At 61.0% G+C, this 18,318-nt stretch carries 21 protein-coding genes; 14 read left to right on the top strand and 7 right to left on the bottom strand.

Annotation, left to right across the window (positions count from 1 at the left end; genetic code table 11):
- Nucleotides 1-2 precede the first annotated feature (2 nt).
- Both purH and B9Z33_RS14825 read left to right on the top strand, forming a co-directional pair.
- Complete coding sequence (gene purH, locus B9Z33_RS14830) at nt 3-1,589, top strand: bifunctional phosphoribosylaminoimidazolecarboxamide formyltransferase/IMP cyclohydrolase (RefSeq protein ID WP_108287748.1); 1,587 nt, start codon at nt 3-5, stop codon at nt 1,587-1,589.
- A 105-nt stretch (nt 1,590-1,694) separates the two neighbouring features.
- Complete coding sequence (locus B9Z33_RS14825) at nt 1,695-2,948, top strand: DEAD/DEAH box helicase (protein ID WP_108287747.1); 1,254 nt, start codon at nt 1,695-1,697, stop codon at nt 2,946-2,948.
- Between the two features lie 129 nt (nt 2,949-3,077).
- Here B9Z33_RS14825 and B9Z33_RS14820 read toward each other — a convergent pair whose 3' ends face one another.
- From B9Z33_RS14820 to B9Z33_RS14810, 3 genes are all read right to left on the bottom strand, one after another.
- Nucleotides 3,078-3,416, bottom strand: a complete 339-nt coding sequence (locus B9Z33_RS14820; protein WP_108287746.1) for a DUF6172 family protein — start codon at nt 3,414-3,416, stop codon at nt 3,078-3,080.
- Nucleotides 3,417-3,638: 222 nt separating this feature from the next.
- Complete coding sequence (hemL, locus tag B9Z33_RS14815) at nt 3,639-4,934, bottom strand: glutamate-1-semialdehyde 2,1-aminomutase (protein WP_108287928.1); 1,296 nt, start codon at nt 4,932-4,934, stop codon at nt 3,639-3,641.
- 17 nt (nt 4,935-4,951) lie between these two features.
- Nucleotides 4,952-5,899, bottom strand: a complete 948-nt coding sequence (locus B9Z33_RS14810; RefSeq protein WP_108287745.1) for a bifunctional hydroxymethylpyrimidine kinase/phosphomethylpyrimidine kinase — start codon at nt 5,897-5,899, stop codon at nt 4,952-4,954.
- A 103-nt stretch (nt 5,900-6,002) separates the two neighbouring features.
- On the opposite strand from B9Z33_RS14810, the gene B9Z33_RS14805 reads away from it, so the two are divergent.
- The gene (locus B9Z33_RS14805; protein WP_019427587.1) at nt 6,003-6,173 is read left to right on the top strand and encodes a rubredoxin; all 171 of its coding nucleotides are present in this window, start codon (nt 6,003-6,005) and stop codon (nt 6,171-6,173) included.
- 33 nt (nt 6,174-6,206) lie between these two features.
- On the opposite strand, the gene B9Z33_RS14800 is transcribed toward B9Z33_RS14805, so the two are convergent.
- Nucleotides 6,207-7,685 (bottom strand): deoxyribodipyrimidine photo-lyase, encoded by a 1,479-nt coding sequence (locus B9Z33_RS14800; protein ID WP_108287744.1) that lies wholly within the window; start codon nt 7,683-7,685, stop codon nt 6,207-6,209.
- A gap of 74 nt (nt 7,686-7,759) precedes the next feature.
- Here B9Z33_RS14800 and B9Z33_RS14795 point away from each other — a divergent pair, with 74 nt between their 5' ends.
- The 7 genes from B9Z33_RS14795 (at nt 7,760) to B9Z33_RS14765 (ending at nt 12,885) form a co-directional block, all read left to right on the top strand.
- Entirely contained in the window at nt 7,760-8,359 is a 600-nt protein-coding gene (locus B9Z33_RS14795; RefSeq protein ID WP_108287743.1) for a YqgE/AlgH family protein, read from the top strand.
- Complete coding sequence (gene ruvX, locus B9Z33_RS14790) at nt 8,356-8,772, top strand: Holliday junction resolvase RuvX (RefSeq protein ID WP_108287742.1); 417 nt, start codon at nt 8,356-8,358, stop codon at nt 8,770-8,772. Before B9Z33_RS14795 ends, ruvX begins: the two co-directional genes overlap by 4 nt.
- Before the next feature lie 85 nt (nt 8,773-8,857).
- Nucleotides 8,858-9,367 (top strand): bifunctional pyr operon transcriptional regulator/uracil phosphoribosyltransferase PyrR, encoded by a 510-nt coding sequence (gene pyrR / locus B9Z33_RS14785; RefSeq protein ID WP_108287741.1) that lies wholly within the window; start codon nt 8,858-8,860, stop codon nt 9,365-9,367.
- Nucleotides 9,368-9,400: 33 nt separating this feature from the next.
- Nucleotides 9,401-10,366 (top strand): aspartate carbamoyltransferase catalytic subunit, encoded by a 966-nt coding sequence (locus B9Z33_RS14780; RefSeq protein WP_089958866.1) that lies wholly within the window; start codon nt 9,401-9,403, stop codon nt 10,364-10,366.
- A 10-nt stretch (nt 10,367-10,376) separates the two neighbouring features.
- Entirely contained in the window at nt 10,377-11,672 is a 1,296-nt protein-coding gene (locus B9Z33_RS14775; protein WP_108287740.1) for a dihydroorotase, read from the top strand.
- 83 nt (nt 11,673-11,755) lie between these two features.
- Nucleotides 11,756-12,505 carry a 1-acyl-sn-glycerol-3-phosphate acyltransferase gene (locus tag B9Z33_RS14770; RefSeq protein WP_108287739.1) on the top strand — a complete coding sequence of 250 codons (750 nt, stop codon included), beginning with the start codon at nt 11,756-11,758 and terminating at the stop codon, nt 12,503-12,505.
- 2 nt (nt 12,506-12,507) lie between these two features.
- On the top strand, nt 12,508-12,885 hold the full coding sequence (locus B9Z33_RS14765; protein WP_108287738.1) for a hypothetical protein: 378 nt from the start codon (nt 12,508-12,510) through the stop codon (nt 12,883-12,885).
- Between the two features lie 26 nt (nt 12,886-12,911).
- Here the strand turns inward: B9Z33_RS14765 and B9Z33_RS14760 are convergent, their stop codons facing one another.
- Together B9Z33_RS14760 and B9Z33_RS14755 are read right to left on the bottom strand one after the other, a co-directional pair.
- Nucleotides 12,912-13,313, bottom strand: a complete 402-nt coding sequence (locus B9Z33_RS14760) for a surface-adhesin E family protein (protein ID WP_108287737.1) — start codon at nt 13,311-13,313, stop codon at nt 12,912-12,914.
- A gap of 96 nt (nt 13,314-13,409) precedes the next feature.
- Nucleotides 13,410-14,393 (bottom strand): polyprenyl synthetase family protein, encoded by a 984-nt coding sequence (locus tag B9Z33_RS14755; RefSeq protein WP_108287927.1) that lies wholly within the window; start codon nt 14,391-14,393, stop codon nt 13,410-13,412.
- A 217-nt stretch (nt 14,394-14,610) separates the two neighbouring features.
- Between B9Z33_RS14755 and rplU the strand changes: the two genes are divergently transcribed.
- The 4 genes from rplU (at nt 14,611) to proB (ending at nt 17,613) form a co-directional block, all read left to right on the top strand.
- Nucleotides 14,611-14,922, top strand: coding sequence for a 50S ribosomal protein L21 (gene rplU / locus B9Z33_RS14750; protein WP_019426390.1), 312 nt, complete (start codon nt 14,611-14,613; stop codon nt 14,920-14,922).
- A 12-nt stretch (nt 14,923-14,934) separates the two neighbouring features.
- Nucleotides 14,935-15,195: a 50S ribosomal protein L27 gene (gene rpmA / locus B9Z33_RS14745; protein WP_019430604.1), complete on the top strand. Its 261-nt coding sequence runs from the start codon at nt 14,935-14,937 to the stop codon at nt 15,193-15,195.
- A gap of 102 nt (nt 15,196-15,297) precedes the next feature.
- Nucleotides 15,298-16,416 carry an Obg family GTPase CgtA gene (gene cgtA / locus B9Z33_RS14740; RefSeq protein WP_108287736.1) on the top strand — a complete coding sequence of 373 codons (1,119 nt, stop codon included), beginning with the start codon at nt 15,298-15,300 and terminating at the stop codon, nt 16,414-16,416.
- A 60-nt stretch (nt 16,417-16,476) separates the two neighbouring features.
- Nucleotides 16,477-17,613 (top strand): glutamate 5-kinase, encoded by a 1,137-nt coding sequence (gene proB, locus B9Z33_RS14735; RefSeq protein WP_108287735.1) that lies wholly within the window; start codon nt 16,477-16,479, stop codon nt 17,611-17,613.
- An 80-nt stretch (nt 17,614-17,693) separates the two neighbouring features.
- Here proB and B9Z33_RS14730 read toward each other — a convergent pair whose 3' ends face one another.
- The gene (locus B9Z33_RS14730) at nt 17,694-18,311 is read right to left on the bottom strand and encodes an RNA pyrophosphohydrolase (RefSeq protein WP_108287734.1); all 618 of its coding nucleotides are present in this window, start codon (nt 18,309-18,311) and stop codon (nt 17,694-17,696) included.
- Between the last annotated feature and the right edge of the window lie 7 nt (nt 18,312-18,318).

The following is an 18,318-nucleotide window of genomic DNA, read 5'->3' as shown; positions in this document are numbered from 1 at the left end:
CCATGAGAGCCCTGATTTCCGTCTCTGACAAAACCGGCATCGTCGATCTGGCGAAAGAACTGCACGCCCTGGGCGTGAGCCTGATCTCCACCGGCGGCACCGCCAAACTGCTGGCCGAGCAAGGCCTGCCCGTGACCGAAGTGGCCGAAGTGACCCAGTTCCCTGAGATGCTCGATGGCCGCGTCAAGACCCTGCACCCCAAAGTGCACGGCGGCTTGCTGGCCCGCCGCGACTCGCCTGAGCACATGGCCGCTTTGCAGGCGCATGGCATCGACACCATCGATCTGTTGATCGTGAATTTGTATCCCTTTGAAGCCACCGTGGCCAAGCCCGGTTGCACGCTGGCCGACGCGATTGAAAACATCGACATCGGTGGCCCCGCCATGGTGCGCTCGGCCGCCAAGAACTGGAAAGACGTGGGCATCGTCACCGACGCCAGCCAATACGCGGATGTGATCGCCGAACTCAAGACCAGCGGCAAACTCAGCGACAAACTGCGCTTTGCCCTGTCGGTGGCCGCGTTCAACCGCATCAGCCAATACGACGGTGCGATCAGCAACTACCTGTCGAGCGTTAACTTTGAAGCCGAGAAGCTGAGCGAAGAGTACGTGCCCGAGCGCGCCCAATTCAGCGGCCAATTCAACGAGCAGTATGTGAAAGTGCAAGACCTGCGCTACGGTGAAAACAGCCACCAGCAAGCCGCTTGGTACCGCGATCTGGCGCCTGCCGCAGGTTCGCTAGCCACTGGCGTGCAGCTGCAAGGCAAAGAACTCAGCTACAACAACATTGCCGACGCCGATGCGGCATGGGAGTGTGTGAAGAGCTTCGATAGCTCAGCTTGTGTGATCGTCAAACACGCCAACCCCTGTGGCGTGGCCGTGGGCGCGAACCCCCTTGAGGCTTACAGCAAAGCTTTCCAGACCGACCCCACCAGTGCCTTCGGCGGCATCATCGCCTTCAACCGCCCCGTGGACAAAGCCGCGGCCGAAGCGGTGAGCAAGCAATTCGTCGAAGTGCTGATGGCCCCTGACTTCAGCGCCGAAGCGCTCGAAGTGTTCAAGAGCAAAGTCAACGTGCGCCTGATGAAAATCGCCTTGCCTGCCCACTACGGCGACGTGCGCAACGCGCTCGAAACCAAGCGTGTGGGCTCGGGCCTCTTGCTGCAAAGCGCCGACAACCACGAGCTGGCACTGGCCGACTTGAAAATCGTCACCGTCAAGCAACCAACGCCTGAAGAATTGCACGACCTGCTGTTTGCCTGGAAAGTGGCCAAATTCGTCAAATCCAACGCCATCGTGTTCTGCAAAAACGGCATGACCATGGGCGTGGGCGCAGGCCAAATGAGCCGCCTTGATTCAGCCCGCATCGCCAGCATCAAGGCCGAAGCGGCCAAGCTGAGCCTGCAAAACACCGTGGTGGCGAGCGACGCCTTCTTCCCCTTCCGCGACGGCCTCGACGTGGTGGTGGACGCAGGTGCGACCTGCGTGGCCCAGCCCGGTGGCTCCATGCGTGATCAAGAAGTCATCGACGCTGCCAACGAGCGTGGCGTGGCGATGGTGTTCACGGGTGTACGGCACTTCCGTCATTGATGGTTCATCCCTCGGTATGCCCCGTGGGAGCGAGCCCCTGCTCGCGAATGGTTGTTTTGCCAGAGTTCATCGGCCGCAGGGGCGGCCTCCTACAGAAAGCCCCTGATGGCCTTTGATTCACTCGGCTTGACCCCCATGCTTTTGCGTGCCGTGGGTGACATGGGCTTGTACGCCCCCACCCCCATCCAGGCCGAGGCGATTCCCTCTGCCTTGAAGTCGGCCGACGTGTGGGCCACTGCGCCCACCGGCTCGGGCAAGACGCTGGCGTTTGCCCTCCCACTGTTGCAGCAATTGCTGGCCGCGCCGCGCCAGACCAACTTTCGCCGCCCCATCCGCACGCTTGTGCTGGTGCCCACGCGCGAGCTGGCGGTGCAGGTGGGCGATGTGCTGGCCAATCTGGCGTACAAGCTGCCGCAATCCTTGAAGGTGACCACCGTGTTTGGCGGTGTCTCGGTCAACCCGCAAATGATGGCGCTGCGCGGCGGTGCCGACATCGTGGTGGCCACGCCCGGTCGTTTGCTGGACCTGATCGACCAGAACGCTTTGCGCCTGGCCGATGTGCAGCACCTGGTGCTGGACGAAGCCGACCGCCTGCTGGACCTGGGCTTTGCCGACGAGTTGCAACGCGTGCTGGCGCTGCTGCCTGCCAGGCGTCAGACCCTGCTGTTTTCGGCCACGTTTGCGCCCGAGGTCGAGGCGCTGGCGGCCAGGCTGCTGCGCGATCCGGTGCGCATCACGGTGGATGCCTTTGAAGGCCACAAGCCCGACATCACCCAGCGTGCCATTGCGGTGGACGAGAAAAGCCGCACCGCCTTGCTGCGCCACCTGATCAAGGAGAACGGCTGGAAGCAGGTGCTGGTGTTTGTGGCCACGCGCTATGCCTGTGAGCATGTGGCGGGCAAACTTTATAAAGCAGGCGTGTTTGCCACACCTTTTCATGGTGAGATGAGCCAGGGTGCCCGGCAAGATGCGCTGCACGAATTCAAAGCCGGTCGCTGGGATGTGGTGGTCACCACCGATTTGGCCTCACGCGGCATCGACATCGCCATGCTGCCCGTGGTGGTCAACTACGACCTGCCGCGCTCGGCCACTGATTACACCCACCGCATCGGCCGCACCGGCCGGGCCGGGGCGCATGGCGACGCGGTGAGCTTTGTCACTGCTGCCGCATTGGCGCACTGGCAGCTGATCCAGAAACGCGAAAGCCTGGAGCTGCCTTTGGAGCAGGTGCCAGGCTTTGATCAAACCGAAACCCCGCCACCGCCATCACCGGGCAATGGCGGCATCAAGGGTTCGAGGCTGAGCAAGAAAGATAAGTTGCGGGCGGCCGCTGCGTCACAGGCCAACGCACCGAAGTGAAATCGACTGCGTGAGGGTGACCACACTCAGTGCGGTTGGCTGAGTGGGTCATGCCCGACTGGAACATCCCCAATTTGATCGGGTAGCCAGACCAGGCCCGCTGTGCTTTTGCAGGCGCTGTCCGGCGCTTCAGTCGTTGGGCAGATCGCCAAAGTGGTCTTCGCCGCCTTCGTGGTCGTCTTGCGCCTTGAGCACGCGCACGCCGTGCTTGCTCAAAATTTCGACGTACACCGAAGTCGCGCCTGATTTGGCGGCTGCGTCTACAGCTTCGATCACGCCGCTCACACGCACCACTTCGGCGGTGTCGGCGGTCAGGCCCACTTTGCAGTCAAAGTCCCAAAAATCCACGCCCTTGGGCACGTCGCGGTTGCGCTCGCGCTTGAAGTATTTTCGGATTTCGTGTTTAACGGCTTCGAGCACGCGGTCGGGGTGCTTGCCTTCGGCTTGCAGGGGGAAATTCTTTTTCATGGGGAGTCCTAGGGGTCTGGGCCAGCGCCCGGTCTGGACGTGAATGCAGGGGCGAATTATCGCTGGTTTGGGCTGGTGCTTGACCCGCTTCAGTCTTGAAACCTGAACTTCAGTTGGAAACTCACCGCACCATAGAGTCGGTCTTTCAGCGGGGGCACGAAGTGGACATTCAAGCCGAACTTGCCCGACAGCTCACTGGCGTCAAGTTCGGCATGGTCTGACTCAAAGTGTTTTGAACACGTCTCCTGCCACGCGCACGGTTTCTGCGATGTCGGCTTCGGTGTGGGCTGCGCTCACAAAACCGGCTTCGTACAAAGCGGGGGCTATGTAGACACCGCCATCGAGCAGGCCGTGGAACAGCTTGTTGAATTTGGGGCTGTCGCTGGTCATCACTTTGGCGTAATTCTGTGGCAGCTCAGGCAGCAAGAAAAAGCCAAACATGCCGCCCTGGCAGTCGGCGCTGAAGGGCACGCCCGCAGCAGCGGCAGCGCCTTTCAGGCCATCCACCAGACTTTGCGTACGGGCACTCAATGCGTCCCAAAAGCCGGGCTTGGCGATCTCGCGCAATGTGGCCAGACCGCACGCCGTGGCCACCGGGTTGCCGCTCAAAGTGCCGGCCTGGTAAACCGGGCCGGTGGGGGCCAACTGGCGCATGATTTCGCGTGGGCCGCCAAACGCGGCCAGTGGCATGCCGCCGCCAATCACCTTGCCCAGCACGGTCATGTCGGGTTTGAAGCCGGGGATCAATTGGGCATAAACACTTTGTGCGCTGCCCAATGCCACGCGAAAGCCCGACATGACTTCGTCAAAAACAAACAGCGTGCCGTGCTCGGTGCACAGCTCGCGGCAGCGCTTCATGAAGGGTACGCTGGCGCGCACAAAGTTCATGTTGCCCGCGATGGGTTCGATCATCACGCAGGCCAGTTCTTTGCCGTGCAGGGCAAAGGCTTCTTCCAGTTGAGCAATGTTGTTGTACTTCAGCACCAGGGTGTCACGCACCACCTCGGGCGGCACACCGGCGCTGGTGGGGTTGCCAAAGGTGGCCAGGCCCGAGCCGGCTTTGACCAGCAAGGCATCGGCATGGCCGTGGTAGCAGCCTTCAAATTTGATGAACTTGGTGCGGCCTGTGGCACCACGCGCCAGGCGCAGCGCGCTCATGCCGGCTTCGGTGCCCGAGCTGACCAGGCGCACCATTTCCATGGACGGCACGTGCTTGAGGATTTCTTCGGCCAGCTCGATTTCACGCTCGGTGGGTGCACCAAACGAGAAGCCGTCGAGCGCGGCTTTTTGCACCGCTTCGAGCACGGCAGGGTGGCCATGGCCCAGGATCATCGGGCCCCAGGAACCTATGTAGTCGATGTATTTCTGGCCGTTCGCGTCCCAGAAATAGGCACCCTTGGCGCGTTGCACAAAACGCGGTGTGCCGCCCACGGCGCGAAAGGCGCGCACGGGCGAGTTGACGCCACCGGGGATCACTTGGGCGGCGCGGTCAAAAAGGGTCTGGTTGCGATCGGTCATGGTGTTTGTCTCTGGCTTCAATGTTTGGTTTCGTTGAAAGGCACTTCAAAGTAATCGTCACCGGGGTGCACTTCGGGGCTTTCGTCGTCTTCGGTTTCTTCGTCCTCGGGCAAGGCCCAAAACAGGCGATCCGGAATGACCTGGCCCATGCCGGGTCGGAAGCCTTCGTCCAGGCAGCGGTCCAGGTAATGCAGGGCTTCGCTGGTGGCTTCGGGCAAGTCCATGCCAGTGGCCAGCAAGGCGGCCAGTGCGGCGGTCAATGTGTCGCCGGCCCCCACAAACACGGCTTCGATGCGCTCGAACTTTTCGTGGGCCAGCACGGTTTCGGGCGAGGCCAAAACGTTGTCGATGTGCTGCTCGGGCAAGGTCAACCCCGTCACCAGCGTGTAGGGCACACCCAACTCAGAGGCTGCTTTGGCGATGTCGCGGGGCCCGGGGTTGCGCTCGCCTGTCCATTCGGGCAACAACCAGCGGCGCAGGGTGCTGTGGTGACCGACCAACACGCTGGTTTGTGGCAACAGCAATTCGCGGAAAGCGTCCAGATAAGCGTCGATCTTGTCGTCTTCCCACCAGGACAGGTTGGGCATGTAGGCCACCACGGGCACACCGTCGTAGTCGTCGGCCAGCGCTGCAATGGTGGCCAGGCTTTCGGGTGTTCCGACAAAGCCGACTTTGATGACTTGTACCGGCACGTCTTCGGCCACGGCGCGGGCCTGGTCGTTCACGGCTTCTTCGTCAAGGGGGTAAAAGTCGGTGATGCTGCTGGTGTCCCGCACATAAGTGCCCGTGCACACCGGCAGGCAATGCGCGCCCACCGAGGCCATGGCCGTGGCGTCGCAAGTCAGCCCGCCCGCACCGCTGGGGTCGTTGGCGTTGAAGGACAGCACGCAGGCCAGCCCGGCAGATTCTTCCTCATCACTGAGGATCTCGGTTTCTGGGGGTGATTCGGGGTTGTGATCGGTCATGAAAGGCGAATTGCAGGGGGCTTCAGAAGGTCTTCAGCCGGGCACTCGGCGGGGCCCGATACAATCAAATCATTCTATTCGACTCTTTGATTGCGACACTGTGATGGAACACAAAACCTGGATGTGCCTGATTTGCGGCTGGATTTACGACGAAGCCGAGGGCGACCCCGAGCACGGCATTGCCCCGGGCACCAAATGGGAAGACGTGCCCATGAACTGGACATGCCCCGAGTGCGCCGCCCGCAAGGAAGATTTCGAGATGGTGGCGATCTGATCTGAACAGATCAACACCTCCTACCCAGCCGTCTTATTCAGACGGCTTTTTCTTGACCACCGCGTAACGTTGCAGCGTTTTTTCGCGTGCTGCGGCGTGGTCCACGATGGGCGCTGGGTAGGTTTGACCCATGACCACCTCGGCCGCTTGTAGCTCAAGGGGCTTGGCCAGCCAGGGTGCGTGCAAGTCTTTGGTGGACAAGGCCGCCAGCTCGGGCACATAGCGGCGGATGAATTTGCCCTCCGGGTCAAACTTTTCGCTCTGGCTGATCGGGTTGAAGATGCGAAAGTAAGGCTGTGCATCACAACCGCTGGAGCTGGCCCACTGCCAGCCGCCGTTGTTGGCCGACAGGTCAAAGTCGTTCAGGTGGGTGGCAAAGTACTTTTCGCCCCAACGCCAATCGATCCCCAAGTCCTTGACCAAAAAGCTGGCCACCACCATGCGCAAACGGTTGTGCATGTAGCCGGTTTGGTTGAGCTGGCGCATGGCTGCGTCCACCAGCGGGTAGCCGGTGCGGGCTTCGCACCAGGCGTCAAACAGCTTGTGGGCATGGGTGCCGTGTTCCCAGTGGATGGCGTCGTAGTCGGGCTTGAAGCTTTGGCCGTGGCCCACATGCGCGAAGTTGTGCAGCACCTGCACATAAAAGTCGCGCCAGATCAGCTCGGACAGCCAAACGCTGGCGCCGGGGCTGCCCGCCAGCATGCGGGCATGGGCCTCTCGCGCCAGCTGGCGGATCGACACGGTGCCAAAGCGCAAATGCACGCTCAAGTAACTGGGCCCTTTGACGGCCGGGAAATTGCGCGTGTCTTCGTACTGGTCAATCCGCGTCAAAAAGTCTTGCAGCAAGGCTTGGGCACCCGACTCGCCGGTCGGGATTTTCAGGGCCTGCAGGTTGGTGGTTTCAAAGTCAAGGTCTTGCAGGGCGGGCACTGGCTGGGCCAGATCATCCGGCCGGGGCGCCAGGCGGGTGGCAAAAGGGGCCACCGGCCAGGCCTGCAGGTCTTCGGGCGTGAGTTTTTTCAGCCAGGCGTTCTTGTAGGGTGTGAACACGCTGAAGGGTTTGGCCATTTGGGTCAGCACCTCATTGCGCTCAAACACCACATGGTCCTTGAAGGTGTGCAGCACGATGCCGTGGTCCGCCAAGTGGCCGCGCACCTGGATGTCGCGGGCCAGCGCCTGGGGCTCGTCATCGTGGTTGGCAAACACCGCCTGGGCCTGCAGGTGCTGGGCCAGTTTGACGATTTTGTCCTTGGCCACGCCATGGCGCACGATCAGGCCTGCCTGGGGGTGACCTGCCAACTCGCGCAATTGGGCATCGACTTCGACCAGCGATTCGCGGATGAATTCGACCCGACGGTCCGCGCGGGGCAGGGCGTCCAGGATGTCGGTGTCGAACACGAACACCACATGCACCCGCTGGCAATGCTTCAGGGCTTGGTGCAGGGCCGCATGGTCGGTCACGCGCAGGTCGCGCCGCAGCCAGACCAGGCCGCAAGAAAAAGGGGTTTCCATCAGGGTTTGCCGGGTTGGATCAATCAATGCACATTCAGACCCAGCCGCAAGGGCCAGACCGCTAAAATCGGTGCATGACAGATTGTGCCTCCATCGACCTCAAGCATCATTTCCTGATCGCCATGCCCGGGTTGGAGGACGAGACTTTTGCCCGCAGCGTGATCTACATGTGTGAACACAGCGCCCGCGGGGCCATGGGGCTGATCATCAATAAACCTGCCGACATCAGCATGCGCTTGTTGTTTGACAAGGTGGATTTGCCGCTGCGCCGCGAAGATTTGGTGCAAAACCCCGTGTCACAGGGGGGGCCAGTGCAAACCGAACGTGGCTTTGTGCTGCACGACCCTGTGGTGATGGAAAAGACCGAAGAGGGTGGGGGTTCCGTTTACGCCTCGACACTGGCTGTGCCGGGCGGGCTGGAGATGACCACCTCTCGCGATGTGCTGGAAGCCCTTTCTTCGGGTGCCGGGCCACGCCGCGTGCTGATCACCTTGGGTTATTCGTCTTGGGGCGAGGGGCAGCTGGAGTCCGAGCTGGGCGAAAACACCTGGTTGACGGTGCCCGCTTCAGCCGAGGTGATTTTTGACGTGCCCATGGCCGAGCGCTACGACCGCGCACTGGACCTGCTGGGCCTCAAAAGCTGGATGCTTTCGCCAGAAGCGGGGCACGCATGAGCGCCGTGCCTGAAAACACCGTCCCCGCTTCGCAACAGACTTTCCTAGCTTTTGACTATGGCCTCAAACGCACTGGCGTGGCCGTGGGCAACCGCCTGATGAAAAGCGCCACCCCCCAAGGCACGATTGCCGCCGAGGGCGATGCCCGGTTTGAACACATCGCCAAACGCATCAAGGAGTGGCAGCCCGACGCGCTGGTGATCGGTGTGCCTACCCACCCCGATGGCGGTGAGCACGAAAACACCTTGCGCGCCCGCAAGTTCGGTCGCCAGCTGCGCGGCCGCTTTGGCTTGGCAGTTTATGAAGTGGACGAGCGTTACACCACCACCGAAGCCCATTCTTATGGCGCCAAAGACGCCGATGCGGCGGCAGCGGCCATCATTCTTGACCAATTTTTAAGGAGCCTTACATGAAGCCCCCACGCTCTGCACTTCGTGTCATCGCTGCCCCCCGCGGGGGCGCTGTTCTCCCTTGCGGCGGCCCGGCGGGAGAACTGTCATGAGTGCCCTCGCTCTCGATGCCGAGGCCCTGTACCAAGAACTTCTGCGCGGCGTGCGCAGCCTGTGCCAGGCCAATACCCGCTTGGTCGGCATCACTTCGGGTGGCGCCTGGCTGGCCCAGCGCCTGCAGCGCGATCTGGGCCTGGCCGGTGATTCGGGCCAGGTGTCTTCGGTCATGCACCGCGACGACTTTGCCCAACGCGGCTTGTCGGCCGGTGGCCAGACCAACCTGCCGTTTGAGGTGGATGGTGCCGACATTCTGGTGCTCGACGATGTGCTCTATACCGGGCGCACCATCCGTGCGGTGCTCAACGAGATTTTTGACTACGGTCGTCCCGCCCGCGTGCAGCTGGCGGTGCTGGTGGACCGCGGGGGGCGCCAGTTGCCGGTGCAAGCCGACTACGCCGCTGCCCGTGTGGCCCTGCCCGAGACGCAATCGCTGGCGCTGGCCCGCGACGCGGCGGGTCGCTTCAGTTTTGACGTGGAGATCAAAGCCCCGCTTTCTTGAAGGCGCTTCCACAGGCCACGAGGTAAGAACAACATGCTCTACAAACGCAACAACCCCCAACTGAACAAAAACGGCGAGCTGATCCACCTGCTCTCCACCGAAGGGCTGTCCAAAGACATCCTGACGCACATCCTCGACACGGCGGCCAGCTTCGTCAGCGTGAGCGACCGCGAAGTGAAAAAAGTGCCCCTCTTGCGCGGCAAGAGCGTGTTCAACCTGTTCTTCGAGAACAGCACCCGCACCCGCACCACCTTCGACATCGCCGCCACCCGCCTGTCGGCCGATGTCTACACGCTCGACATCGCCCGCTCGTCGGCCAGCAAAGGCGAGTCGCTGCTCGACACCATCGCCAACCTGAGCGCCATGGCCGCTGACATCTTTGTGGTGCGCCACAGCGAGTCGGGTGCGCCGTATTTGATCGCGCAACACGTCGCGCCCCATGTGCATGTGGTCAATGCCGGTGACGGTCGCCATGCCCACCCCACCCAAGGTCTGCTGGACATGTACACCATCCGGCACTACAAAAAAGATTTCACCAACCTCACTGTGGCCATCGTGGGCGACGTCCTGCACTCGCGGGTCGCGCGCTCAGACATCCACGCGCTCACCACCTTGGGCTGCGCCGAAGTGCGCGTGGTCGGCCCCAAGACTTTGGTGCCTGCTGACATGGCCCAGATGGGGGTGCGCGTCTTCAACAATCTCGAAGAAGGCATCAAGGGCTGCGACGTGGTCATCATGCTGCGCTTGCAAAACGAACGCATGAGCGGCGCGCTGCTGCCGTCCAGCCAGGAATACTTCGAGAGCTTTGGCCTCACGCCCGAAAAACTGCAACTGGCCAAACCCGACGCCATCGTCATGCACCCCGGCCCGATCAACCGCGGCGTCGAGATCGACTCGGCCGTTGTCGACGGCCAGCAAAGCGTGATCTTGCCGCAGGTGACCTTTGGCATCGCGGTGCGCATGGCGGTGATGAGCATCGTCGCGGGCAACGAGGCATAAGGACAAGAACATGAAGATCCTGATTCAAAACGGCCGCGTCATCGACCCCGCCAGTGGCCTCGATCAAACCGCCGATGTGGCGATCGCCGCTGGCCGCATCGTGGCGGTGGGCCAAGCTCCTGCCGACTTTTCGCCCAACCGCGTCATCGACGCCAAAGGTTGCATCGTCGCCCCCGGTTTGGTGGACCTGGCGGCGCGCCTGCGCGAGCCTGGGCAAGAACACGCGGGCATGCTCGAGAGCGAAATGGCCGCGGCCGTGGCCGGTGGTGTGACCAGCTTGGTCTGCTCGCCCGACACCGACCCGGTGCTCGATGAACCCGGTCTGGTCGAGATGCTGCGTTACCGCGCCGAAAAACTGCACCAGGCCCGCGTGCTGCCTTTGGGCGCACTGACGGCTGGTCTGAAGGGTGATGTGTTGACCGAAATGGGCCAACTCACCGCCGCAGGCTGCGTGGGTTTCAGCCAGGCCGAAGTGCCGATCCCGAGCACCCAGGTGTTGCAACGCGCCATGCAATACGCCAGCACCTTTGCTTACACCGTCTGGCTGCGCCCACAAGAGTTGCACCTGGGCAAAGGTGTGGCCGCCAGCGGCCCGCTGGCTACGCGCATGGGTTTGTCGGGTGTGTCGGTGGCGGCAGAGACGATTGCCCTGCACACGATTTTCGAGTTGGTGCGCAGCACCCGCGCCCGCGTGCACCTGTGCCGCATCAGCAGCGCCCAAGGCGTGGAACTGGTGCGTCAGGCCAAGGCCGAGGGGCTGCCGGTCACCGCCGACGTGAGCATCAACTCGCTGCACCTGACCGATGCCGACATGGGCTACTTTGACAGCCGTGCGCGCTTGACGCCCGTGCTGCGCCAGCAGCGCGACCGCGATGCGCTGCGCGCAGGCCTGGCCGACGGCACGCTCGATGCGCTGGTGTCCGACCACACCCCGGTCGATGCCGACGCGAAGGCGCTGCCGTTTGCCGAAGCCGAACCCGGTGCCACCGGCGTTGAGTTGCTGTGGAGCCTGGCGCTCAAGTGGGGCCAAGACGCTGGCTTGCCCTTGATGCAAGTCCTCTCGCGCATCACGGCCGATCCGGCCCGTGTGCTGGGCGCTTCGCTTGCCACATTGCAAGGCTCGGTGGGCCAGCTGGCTGTGGGTGGCGTTGCCGATGTGTGCGTCTTGTCGGACCAAGGCCACTGGCCTGTGACCGCTGAGGCTTTGCGCAGTCAGGGCAAGAGCACCCCGTTCTCGGGCTACGAATTGCCCGGACGGGTGCTGGCCACGGTGGTCGCAGGGCATGTGGCTTTTGAAGCGCATTGAACCTCAGCCTTCTTTCATGCACGTTTTTTCTATGGGCCCCATGCATGCGTGTGTGTGCACGCGTCGGCCTGTGATGGGCTGACATGCGGACGCTGAAAGCCATCTGGAAGCTGCTGCGTGGTCTGTGGCATGTGCTCATGGGCATTTGGGCCATTTATGTCCGCTTTCCTCAGCTCGGTCCTGAGCAGCGCGAAATGCGTGTGCAAGCTTGGGCCTTGCAGTTTTTGGCGATTTGGGACATTCACCTCAAGGTGCTGGGGCAGCCTGTGGCCCAAGGCCCGGCGCTGATGGTGTGCAACCACATTTCATGGCTGGACATTTCTGTCATCCATGCGGCGCGGCATTGCCGCTTTGTCTCCAAGTCAGACATTCGGGATTGGCCCTTGGTCGGGGCCTTGGCCACGGGGGCGGGCACGCTCTACATCGAGCGCACCAGCCGCAAGGATGCGCTGCGCATGGTCAAGGACATGGCCGATGCCATGCAAAACGGCGATGTGGTGGCGGTCTTTCCTGAAGGCACCACCAGTGACGGTCGAAATTTGCTGCCGTTTCACGCCAACCTGATCCAGTCCGCGATCCAAGCCGAAGCCCCGGTGCAGCCGATGTCGCTGCAGTTCCTGGACGCACGAAGTGGCGAGCCCAGCTTTGCGCCTTGCTACATCGGTGATGACACTTTGTTGGGCTCCATCTGGCGCACACTGACCGCACCCCGCATCACGGCGGTGGTTCATTTTGGGCAATTGCAGCATGCCGAGGGCCGTGATCGCCGTGCTTGGGCCCATGCCTTGCGCGAAGAGGTGGCGCGGTTGCGCGATACTGAAATCGAGCGGTGAGGATGGCCCATCCGCGTCATGGGTGGCGCTGGTGGAACAACAAAGCGCAAACGGGGTTTCTCATGAAAAATTTATTACTGACCGTTCTGTTATTTGCCAGTGCGGCGCAGGTGATGGCGGCAGATGCCTATCCCACGGTTCGGGTCAGGGACATCCCCGAAGGACTCAAGATGGTCTGGCGACAAACCAGGCCGGAGATGACGGAAACCAGCCGGTGTGCGGCGGCTTTTGATAACCACAGCGACGTTGAAAAAATGACTTTGCAGTGCTCAGTGCACATCAAAATGGCCGCCGAGGGCGCACGCCGCGCCATGCGTTATTGCGAAGAAAAACGGCAAGAACTGAAAATCAAAGAGTCTTGCCGGATGGTGACCGACTGAGCGCGGGGTCACCGCGCGCTTGGCACTCAACAAACGCGTCTGGCGATTTTCTGAATGGGGGACGAGGGGTCAATGTCCAACCATTCGTGCAGCATGCCTTGCCGACTCACGACCTGGCCTGTGAGCATCGGGCCTGTGTAATAGGTCAAGTGCAAAACCCGGGCCATTTTCAAATGGCAATTGAGTTGGATCTGTGAGTGGATGGACAAGTAGGGCTTGCCGTCGCCTGTGGTCTGGGGCTTTTTGTAATCCAGGGCGCTCCACACTTTTTTGCGTCCATCTTCTTCGGTGATGGACTTGGGGTCAATGTAGAACAAACCTTGGTCGTTGAGCATGATGGCTTCCCACTTGGTGCTGGCCTTGGCCCCCCAGCACAGCAGGAGCGACAAGCCCATGAGGGCGCAAGCGATGGGTCGGGTCAGTTTCATGGTTCTCAGTCTCTTCTGGTTGCCTGAATCATGAACTATCGGTTGATGGCCGGTGTTGAGCTGGAGCAGAGATGGGCTCATCAGCGGCGAAAATCCTCAGGTTCTGCGGTTGAGCAGTTGAGAGGCCAGCACCACCATGGCTTGGCGGTGTGCGTTGTCTGGCAGTTGCATGGCGGCATCGATGGCGCGCTGCGCTTCGGCTGCTGCGGCGTCGCGTGTGGCCTCCAGGGCACCGGTTTCACGCACGATGGCCACAATGTCGGCCAAGCGGTCGACGCTGCCGGTTTCAATGGCTTCACTAACAGTCTGGCGCTGAGCTTCGCTGCCGCGTTGCATGGCCAAAATCAGCGGCAGGGTGGCTTTGCCTTCGCGCAAGTCATCACCCAAGTTTTTACCCATTTCCGCGGCATTGCCGTCGTAGTCGAGCACGTCGTCGATGACCTGGAATGCGGTGCCCAGTGCCTGACCATAGTCGGCGCAAGCAGACTCAATGTCTGCCGGGCTGCCGGCCAAAATGGCCCCCAGCCGGGCACTGGCCTCGAACAATTTGGCTGTTTTGGAGCGGATGACCCGCAAATAACCTTCTTCGTCGAGCGAGGCATCGTGCATGTTCATCAGTTGCAGCACTTCGCCTTCAGCGATCACGTTGGTGGCATCGGCCAGGGTTTGCATGACGCGCATGCTTTCGGCATCCACCATCATTTGAAAGGCACGTGAATACAAAAAATCACCCACCAGCACACTGGCCGGGTTGCCAAAGTTTTCGTTGGCGGTGGGGCGGCCGCGCCGCAAGGTGGATTCGTCCACCACATCGTCATGCAGCAAGGTGGCTGTGTGGATGAATTCGACCACGGCAGCCAAGTTGTGGCGTTGTGCCCCGGTAAAGCCTAAAGCGCCGCAAGTCAGCAGCAAAAGCACCGGGCGAAGGCGTTTGCCTCCGGCTGAGATGATGTACCGAGCCACCTCACCCACCAAAGGGACACCTGAATCCAGTCGCTGGGCGATGACCCGGTCGACTTCGGCCATATCGGGAGCCACCAGTTCCAGGACGGTGGCGGTGCTGTGTTCGGAGGCAGACAACTTGAAATATCCGGCAGGGTGGCCCGGCAAAGCCGAGGCGGGAGGGGGTGAATGGGGGGTGTTCTGGATGCCCACTCATTATAGGGACCGCGTTTGTGACACCTTGACGCAAGCGGTCGGCTTGCTCGGGGCATTTGCCTGATCTGTCGGTGTCGTGTTAGAATCTTCGGTTCCTTGGGGATTAGCCCTTGGAAACTTCCATTCAAAGAGGTCATTTATGTACGCGGTCATAAAAACCGGTGGCAAACAGTATCGTGTTGTCGCTGGCGAAAAAATTAAAGTAGAACAGATTGCTGCGGACGTTGGCCAGGAAATCGTGATTGATCAAGTTTTGGCCGTCGGTACCGGCGCTGAACTCAAGATCGGCACGCCCCTGGTGTCCGGCGCCACAGTCAAAGCCACAGTTTTGGCTCATGGCAAGCACGACAAAGTGCACATCTTCAAGATGCGCCGTCGTAAGCACTATCAGAAACGTCAGGGTCACCGCCAGCAGTTCACTGAACTGCAAATCGGCGCGATCTCTGCCTGAGGAGAATAGGTCATGGCACAGAAAAAAGGCGGCGGCTCTACGCGTAACGGTCGTGATTCCAAGCCGAAGATGCTGGGTGTCAAGGCTTTCGGTGGTGAACTGATCAGCGCTGGCTCGATCATCGTTCGTCAACGTGGTACCAAGTTCCATGCTGGCAACAATGTCGGTATCGGCAAGGACCACACTTTGTTTGCCCTGGTTGACGGCCACGTGTCGTTCTCCACCAAAGGTGAGCTCAGCAAGCACATGGTCAACGTGACACCGGCTGTTTAAGCCTGTCTCGCCCATTGCGAAGAGGAGCCCCGCAAGCCGGGGCTTTTCGCATTTTGGCTCGCTGGTATTTGACGGCGAGCCCCAAGCTACACTGGAAATCTCATGAAGTTCGTTGACGAAGCCTATATTGACATCTCCGCGGGTGACGGCGGGAACGGCTGCGTCTCGTTCCGCCATGAAAAGTACAAAGAATTCGGTGGTCCCAACGGGGGCGATGGCGGTCGTGGGGGCCATGTGTTCGCTTATGCCGACATCAACCTCAACACCCTGGTCGATTACCGCTACTCGCGCCGTCACGAAGCCAAACGTGGCCAGCACGGCATGGGCTCTGATATGTTTGGTGCGGCCGGTGACGATGTGACGCTGAAAATGCCGGTGGGCACCATCATCACCGACGCCGAAACGGGCGAAGTGCTGTACGAACTGTTGGTGCCGGGTGAAACCATCATGATTGCCAAAGGCGGTGACGGTGGTTTTGGCAACATGCGCTTCAAGAGCGCGATCAACCGTGCCCCGCGCCAAAAAACACCCGGCTGGCTGGGTGAGAAAAAAGAGCTCAAGCTCGAATTGAAGGTGCTGGCCGATGTGGGTCTGCTGGGCATGCCCAACGCAGGCAAATCCACTTTCATCGCGGCCGTCTCGAACGCCCGCCCCAAAATTGCCGATTACCCTTTCACCACTTTGCACCCCAACTTGGGTGTGGTCCGCGTGGGTCCCGAGCAAAGCTTTGTGGTGGCCGATGTGCCAGGTTTGATCGAAGGTGCCTCCGAAGGTGCGGGCTTAGGCCACTTGTTTCTGCGCCATTTGCAGCGCACCCGCTTGCTCTTGCATGTGGTCGACTTTGCGCCGTTTGACGAAAACGTCGATCCGGTGCAGCAAGCCAAGGCCATCGTGGCCGAGCTGAAAAAATACGATCCGGGCCTCTACAACAAGCCGCGCTGGTTGGTGCTCAACAAGCTGGACATGGTGCCAGCCGACGAGCGCGAGGCGCGCGTGAAAGACTTCATCAAACGCATGCGCTACAAAGGCCCGGTTTTCCAGATTTCAGCTTTGACCCGCGAAGGTTGTGAGCCGCTGATCAAGGAAATCTACAAGCACATCCGTGCCCAGCAGATCATTGAGCAGGGTGTGGTGGACATTGATCCTCGCTTCAAGGAGCAGGACAAGCCGCAAGAGCCCGATGCCGATGACCCGCGTTTCAAAGCGCTGCCTTCTGAATAACGCCACACCGGGCGCTATTGCTGCCCACTGCTGATCAAAAGCCAAAGTAGACCCTTGAGCATGACCACTCCTGCTGTTTCCTCCCTCTTGCGTGACGCCCGCCGCATCGTTGTGAAAGTGGGCTCCAGCCTGGTGACCAATGAAGGGCGTGGTCTGGACGAGGGCGCGATTGGCGAATGGTGCCGCCAAATGGCGCTGCTCAGCGCCCAAGGCAAAGAAGTGGTCATGGTCTCCAGCGGTGCGATTGCCGAGGGCATGAAGCGCCTGGGCTGGACCACTCGCCCGAGCGAAGTACCCGCCCTGCAAGCGGCCGCTGCTGTTGGGCAGATGGGCTTGGCGCAGATGTACGAAACCAAGCTGCGTGAAAACGGCATGGGCAGCGCCCAGGTGCTGCTGACGCACGCCGATCTGGCTGACCGTGAGCGTTACCTCAATGCCCGCTCGACGCTGCTGACTTTGCTGCAGCACCGCGTGTTGCCGGTCATCAACGAAAACGACACGGTCGTCAACGACGAGATCAAGTTTGGCGACAACGACACCCTGGGTGCCTTGGTGGCCAACCTGATAGAAGCCGATTTGTTGGTCATCCTGACCGACCAGAAGGGTCTATACACCGCCGACCCGCGCAAAGACCCCTCCGCCAAGTTCGTGCACGAAGCCCGTGCAGGCGACCCCACGCTGGAAACTATGGCCGGTGGTGCAGGCTCCAGCTTGGGCAAGGGCGGCATGATCACCAAAATTTTGGCGGCCAAACGGGCTGCAGGCTCTGGGGCATCCACGGTGATTGCCTGGGGGCGCGAACCCGATGCCCTGCTGCGCTTGTGTCAGGGCGACAACATGGGCACTTTGCTGGTGGCCCAAACCGCCAAGCAGCAAGCGCGCAAGCAGTGGATGGCCGACCACTTGCAGTTGCGCGGTTCGGTCACGGTGGATGCTGGGGCCGCCCACAAGGTGCTGAACGAAGGCAAGAGTTTGTTGCCCATCGGCATGAATGGGGTGTCGGGTGATTTTTCGCGCGGTGACGTGATCGCCATCCGCGATGAACAGGGCGCTGAAATCGCCCGCGGTCTGGCCAATTACGCCAGCGCCGAGGCCCGTTTGTTGTGCCGCAAGCCCTCGCACGAATACGAAGCTTTGCTGGGTTACACCGCCGAGCCGGAAATGGTGCACCGCGACAACCTGATCCTCAGTCGTTGACACCAACCATGACGGCTTGCCGCCGATGGCACGCAAAAAAGCCCACTTGAAGTGGGCTTTTTAATGTCTGCTCGCCTCGATCACCCTTGCGGATTGGGATCAAAGCTGGCACCCGGAGGCAACTCCATGTGCGGTGGAGGCTGCATTTCCATGCTGCCGTTGTCTGCATCCATGCCTTCGCGTGGACCACGAGAGCCGCCGCGCAAATAACGGTTTTGCCGGTCATTGCGAGGCAGAAAGCGCGCCAACTCGGTCAGCGCCATTTCGTACACGCCGCGCTTGAACTCCACCACCACATCCAGTGGCACCCAGTAGTCGTTCCAGCGCCAGGCGTCGAACTCGGGGTGGTCGGTGGCGCGCAGGTTCAAGTGGTGGTCGTGCGTGACCATCTGCAGCAGAAACCAGATCTGTTTCTGGCCTTTGTAAAAGCCGCGTGCATCCCTTCGGATGAAGCGGTCTGGCACCTCATAGCGCAACCAGTCACGGGTTCGGGCCACGATGCGCACATGCTCCGGGTGGAGCCCCACTTCTTCGTGCAGTTCACGGAACATGGCCTGTTCAGGGCTTTCACCCCGGTCAATGCCACCCTGCGGAAACTGCCAGCTGTGGGTGCGTATGCGCTTGCCCCAGAAAACCTGATTTCTCTGGTTGAGCAGAATGATGCCGACGTTCGGCCTAAAGCCTTCACGGTCAAGCATAATCAAC

Origin of the sequence: Limnohabitans sp. T6-20 (assembly GCF_003063505.1) — a bacterium.
Lineage (GTDB): Bacteria > Pseudomonadota > Gammaproteobacteria > Burkholderiales > Burkholderiaceae_C > Limnohabitans_A.
This window is presented reverse-complemented; position numbering and strand designations above follow the sequence as displayed.

What these genes read in the sequence shown, in the direction of transcription:
- B9Z33_RS14800 (WP_108287744.1), bottom strand. Translation starts at nt 7,685, where the DNA reads ATGGAAACCCCTTTTTCTTGCGGCCTGGTCTGGCTGCGGCGCGACCTG.
- pyrR (WP_108287741.1), top strand. Translation starts at nt 8,858, where the DNA reads ATGAGTGCCCTCGCTCTCGATGCCGAGGCCCTGTACCAAGAACTTCTG.
- B9Z33_RS14775 (WP_108287740.1), top strand. Translation starts at nt 10,377, where the DNA reads ATGAAGATCCTGATTCAAAACGGCCGCGTCATCGACCCCGCCAGTGGC.
- B9Z33_RS14730 (WP_108287734.1), bottom strand. Translation starts at nt 18,311, where the DNA reads ATGCTTGACCGTGAAGGCTTTAGGCCGAACGTCGGCATCATTCTGCTC.
- ruvX (WP_108287742.1), top strand. Translation starts at nt 8,356, where the DNA reads ATGAGCGCCGTGCCTGAAAACACCGTCCCCGCTTCGCAACAGACTTTC.
- B9Z33_RS14795 (WP_108287743.1), top strand. Translation starts at nt 7,760, where the DNA reads ATGACAGATTGTGCCTCCATCGACCTCAAGCATCATTTCCTGATCGCC.
- rplU (WP_019426390.1), top strand. Translation starts at nt 14,611, where the DNA reads ATGTACGCGGTCATAAAAACCGGTGGCAAACAGTATCGTGTTGTCGCT.
- cgtA (WP_108287736.1), top strand. Translation starts at nt 15,298, where the DNA reads ATGAAGTTCGTTGACGAAGCCTATATTGACATCTCCGCGGGTGACGGC.
- B9Z33_RS14760 (WP_108287737.1), bottom strand. Translation starts at nt 13,313, where the DNA reads ATGAAACTGACCCGACCCATCGCTTGCGCCCTCATGGGCTTGTCGCTC.
- B9Z33_RS14780 (WP_089958866.1), top strand. Translation starts at nt 9,401, where the DNA reads ATGCTCTACAAACGCAACAACCCCCAACTGAACAAAAACGGCGAGCTG.
- hemL (WP_108287928.1), bottom strand. Translation starts at nt 4,934, where the DNA reads ATGACCGATCGCAACCAGACCCTTTTTGACCGCGCCGCCCAAGTGATC.
- B9Z33_RS14810 (WP_108287745.1), bottom strand. Translation starts at nt 5,899, where the DNA reads ATGACCGATCACAACCCCGAATCACCCCCAGAAACCGAGATCCTCAGT.
- purH (WP_108287748.1), top strand. Translation starts at nt 3, where the DNA reads ATGAGAGCCCTGATTTCCGTCTCTGACAAAACCGGCATCGTCGATCTG.
- B9Z33_RS14825 (WP_108287747.1), top strand. Translation starts at nt 1,695, where the DNA reads ATGGCCTTTGATTCACTCGGCTTGACCCCCATGCTTTTGCGTGCCGTG.
- B9Z33_RS14770 (WP_108287739.1), top strand. Translation starts at nt 11,756, where the DNA reads ATGCGGACGCTGAAAGCCATCTGGAAGCTGCTGCGTGGTCTGTGGCAT.
- B9Z33_RS14820 (WP_108287746.1), bottom strand. Translation starts at nt 3,416, where the DNA reads ATGAAAAAGAATTTCCCCCTGCAAGCCGAAGGCAAGCACCCCGACCGC.
- B9Z33_RS14805 (WP_019427587.1), top strand. Translation starts at nt 6,003, where the DNA reads ATGGAACACAAAACCTGGATGTGCCTGATTTGCGGCTGGATTTACGAC.
- rpmA (WP_019430604.1), top strand. Translation starts at nt 14,935, where the DNA reads ATGGCACAGAAAAAAGGCGGCGGCTCTACGCGTAACGGTCGTGATTCC.
- proB (WP_108287735.1), top strand. Translation starts at nt 16,477, where the DNA reads ATGACCACTCCTGCTGTTTCCTCCCTCTTGCGTGACGCCCGCCGCATC.
- B9Z33_RS14765 (WP_108287738.1), top strand. Translation starts at nt 12,508, where the DNA reads ATGGCCCATCCGCGTCATGGGTGGCGCTGGTGGAACAACAAAGCGCAA.